Origin of the sequence: Sphingobium sp. IP1 (assembly GCF_002708645.1) — a bacterium.
In the GTDB taxonomy this organism is placed as follows: domain Bacteria; phylum Pseudomonadota; class Alphaproteobacteria; order Sphingomonadales; family Sphingomonadaceae; genus Sphingobium; species Sphingobium yanoikuyae.
Genome location: NZ_NOIW01000214.1, coordinates 1 through 3,655 on the forward strand (window position 1 = coordinate 1; position 3,655 = coordinate 3,655).

Annotated in this window: 3 protein-coding genes and 1 pseudogene; 1 reads left to right on the top strand and 3 read right to left on the bottom strand. The window is 59.0% G+C overall.

Features of this window, described 5'->3' with window-relative positions:
• The coding region (locus tag CG471_RS31065) for a hypothetical protein (protein WP_218964302.1) at positions 1-201 on the top strand (201 nt) is incomplete at its 5' end.
• A 213-nt stretch (positions 202-414) separates the two neighbouring features.
• Here the strand turns inward: CG471_RS31065 and CG471_RS29300 are convergent.
• From CG471_RS29300 to CG471_RS29310, 3 genes and pseudogenes are all read right to left on the bottom strand, one after another.
• A pseudogene (locus CG471_RS29300) lies at positions 415-582 on the bottom strand (DUF4113 domain-containing protein); the annotation flags it as partial.
• 113 nt (positions 583-695) lie between these two features.
• Positions 696-1,727 (bottom strand): alcohol dehydrogenase AdhP, encoded by a 1,032-nt coding sequence (gene adhP / locus CG471_RS29305; RefSeq protein ID WP_043150695.1) that lies wholly within the window; start codon positions 1,725-1,727, stop codon positions 696-698.
• Positions 1,728-1,799: 72 nt separating this feature from the next.
• Positions 1,800-3,188, bottom strand: coding sequence for an NAD-dependent succinate-semialdehyde dehydrogenase (locus CG471_RS29310; protein WP_099234605.1), 1,389 nt, complete (start codon positions 3,186-3,188; stop codon positions 1,800-1,802).
• Positions 3,189-3,655 lie beyond the last annotated feature (467 nt).

The window sequence follows — 3,655 nt, forward strand, 5'->3', positions numbered from 1 at the left end:
AGCGTGATCAATCGTCGTCGATCAGGCGCCCGCGGCACACCCGCCAAGGTCAATGCGACCGCTGGTCTAGCGGCCAGCGAAGGAGTAAACTCGGCCAGCGTCTCGGACGGCAGTCATGAGAGCGTATATCGGTGCCCGTTTTATGTGACGCCCCCATCAGACATTATTACTGAAGATGGAGTAATGACCTCATTGGCTTGATTTGATTCAATGTGAAATTGTTCAATTTCGGGGGCAGCCGGCAGCAGATTTTTTACCCGAAGCTTTCTAACTTCATAAGCATAGTAGGTCGCAATGACACAGGCTGCGAATAGCAGCGCTATAAGAATGCCGGTCGTCATAAGTCCCCACAGAACGAAAACAGGCGTAAATCAGTACGGATATTTTGCTGTTCCACAACGCAAATCGGCGCGATTAGCGGGCGATCGGTATCTCCGCTATTCGGGTTGTCCAGGCCGGGCTTTTTTGGGACCGCTTGGTGTCGAAAGACCGAGCGCCGCATCCTTGGGCGGCGAGGACAATGGTATTGCGGCCGAAGCGTGCATTAATGCCATCCATCGCCGCCAGCAGACCGGGGGCCTTAGCGGTGTGTTTCTGGCGGAATGGCTCCGCTGTCGCCTACCGGGGAAAGTGAGCGACAACGGATCAGGTGCGCCATCCCGAACTACGGGATCGGCAAACCGAGGCAGGGATTGCTAGGCGTTCTCGAGATCGAGAACCACGCGTCCCTCGATCTCGCCCTTGTGCATGCGGGCGAAGACGTCGTTGATGTTCTCGAGGCTATCGGTAGTGACCGTCGCCTTGACCTTGCCCTGCGCCGCAAAGTCGAGCGATTCCTGCAAGTCGAGGCGTGTGCCGACGATCGAGCCGCGCACGGTGATGCCGTTGAGGACAGTGTCGAAAATCGAGATGGGAAAATCACCGGGCGGCAAGCCATTGAGCGATATGGTCCCGCCGCGCCGCGCCATGCCCATCGCCTGCTGGAAGGCTGTCGGGGAGACAGCAGTGACCAGAACGCCCTGCGCGCCGCCAATCTCTTTGGTGATGAAGGCCACCGGATCCACATCCCGCGCGTTGACGGTCAGCGACGCGCCAAGATCCTGTGCAAGCTTCAGTTTTGCGTCGTCGATATCGACCGCGACCACATTAAACCCCATCGCCTTGGCATATTGTACCGCCATATGCCCGAGACCCCCGATACCTGATATCGCCACCCAATCGCCCGGCTTCGTATCGGTGACCTTGAGGCCCTTGTAGACGGTAACCCCGGCGCACAGGATCGGCGAGATGTCGATGAAGCTAACATTGTCCGGAAGGCGGCCTACGTAATTGGCATCGGCCAGCACATACTCTGCGAAGCTGCCGTTTACCGAGTAGCCGGTGTTCTGCTGCTCGTGGCACAGGGTTTCCCAGCCCCCCAGGCAGTGCACGCAGTGCCCGCAAGCGGAATAGAGCCATGGCACACCGACCCGGTCGCCCTCCTTCACATGGATTACGCCCTGCCCGACAGCTACGACATGCCCTGCCCCCTCGTGTCCCGGGATGAAGGGCGGGTTCGGCTTGACCGGCCAGTCGCCTTCAGCCGCGTGAAGGTCGGTATGGCACACGCCAGTTGCGGCGATCTTGACGAGGATCTGGCCCGGCCCTGGCCGGGGCACCTGCACCTCCTCGATCACGAGGGGCTTGCCGAATTCACGTACGACGGCGGCTTTCATGGTGCTCTGCATTGGGGCCTCGCTTCATAAACAATAAAACGCTGTCGGCTTCGCCGATATGCGCAGTCCGTAAGTCAGGTATCCTCAGAATGGCGCGTCGATATCGACGATGTCGATCAGCTTGTGATTAACGAATTCCTTGATGCCAAGACCGAGCAGTTCGCGTCCATAGCCCGACCTGCGCACGCCGCCGAACGGCAGATCGGCTTTGACCATGGTCGGATGGTTGACGAAGACCATGCCGGTCGAGATGCGCCGCGCCACCTTGGCACCGTGGGCCGTATCCGACGTGAAGACCGAGCCGCCAAGGCCAAAGGGGGAATCGTTGGCGATGCGCACGGCATCATCTTCGTTCTTCGCTCGAAACAGCATCGAGACCGGGCCGAAGAACTCCCAGTGTCGCGCGGGATTATCATCGCCGATATCGGTCAGGATGGTGGGCTGCACGAAAGCGCCCTGATTGGGAATTTCGGGACCCACAGCAGTGGCCGTGGCGCCATGTTCGACCGCCTTGGCGATCATTTCTCTGAGACCATCCGCAGCCCGTTGGGAAGAGAGCGGCGCCAGAGTGGTCTCAGGGTCGAATGGGTCACCCATGCGCAACGCGCCCACACCTTTGGTATAGCTTTCGAGGAATTCGTCGTAGACCTCGTCGGCAATGATCATGCGTTTGGACGAGACGCAGACCTGCCCACCGTTCCAGTGCCTGCCGAACACTGCCCATTTGACGGTCTTTTCGAGGTCGGCGTCCTTTAGCACGATGAAGGCATCGGCGCCGCCGAGTTCCATGGTGGACTTTTTGAGCGCCCTGCCCGCTGCCGATGCCACGGCAGCGCCGGCAGCTTCCGAACCCGTCAGTGCGACACCCTGCACGCGCGGATCGTCGAGGATCATCTGTACATGGTCGTGATCGACGTAAAGGTTGATGAAAGCATGCTTAGGAAGACCGGCCTCCAGCATCAATTCTTCGAACGCCGCAGCGCACTGCGGCACGTTCGCCGCATGCTTGAGCAGGATCGTATTACCCGCAGAAAGCTGCGGCGCGATGATCCGCGCGATCTGGTAGTAAGGAAAATTCCACGGCTCGATCGCGAGCAGCACGCCAAGCGGATCATGGACGAGAACCGCATCGCCTTCGGCAGGGTCTGTGACGGGGAGCTTTTCGGGCGCCAGAAGCCGTTCAGCGTTATCCGCGTAATAGTCGAAGATCGCGGCGGACAGTTCGACTTCGGCGTGCGCCTCGGCGATCAGCTTGCCCATTTCCACCGTCAGGAGCGGCGCGTACTTGTCGGTGTCACGACGCAGGATTTGCGCCGCCGCGTGCATGACCTCAACGCGTTTGGCGAATGAGGTCATGCGCCACTGCTGGAAAGCCGCATCGGCATCCCCGATAGCTTGGGTAATTTCCCCGGCAGTCGCCGTCTCAAACGTCTTCAGGGTCTCGCCGGTGTAGGGATTGGTTGTCTCAAACATGCCAATTTTCTCTTCTGCTCGGTTGGCATCGGGAAATCTCGCCGCTGGTCAGCGGTTCGAGCATCGATGCAAACGCAATGTTAATGCCCTGCTTGGCTGCCCATGTGAGAGATTGGAACGCGAAGAACAATTATCACGACAAGCACATAACCTGTGCGTATGACGCACCTATGGCTGATCTCTTTGACGCGTGTCAACACCGGGATAAAAACGGGCCAGGCACCGGTTTAAAATGGGGCCAGTTGGGTTGAATAAAAAGCCTCAAGGTTGAGGCTGGATAGGTCGTGTCCCACGGGGTGGTGTAGGAACCGTCGATCTACGGCAGGATCGGGTTCAGGTCAGAGGCCGTTTCGAAAGGGGTTGAGCGGCTGAGGTTCGTGTGATTCCGGGGGTTTTGCAGACAACCCGGAGATCTTGATGTGGACCCCAGCCACCCGCGTGCAGCATACGCGTGTTTCGAAGCGTTA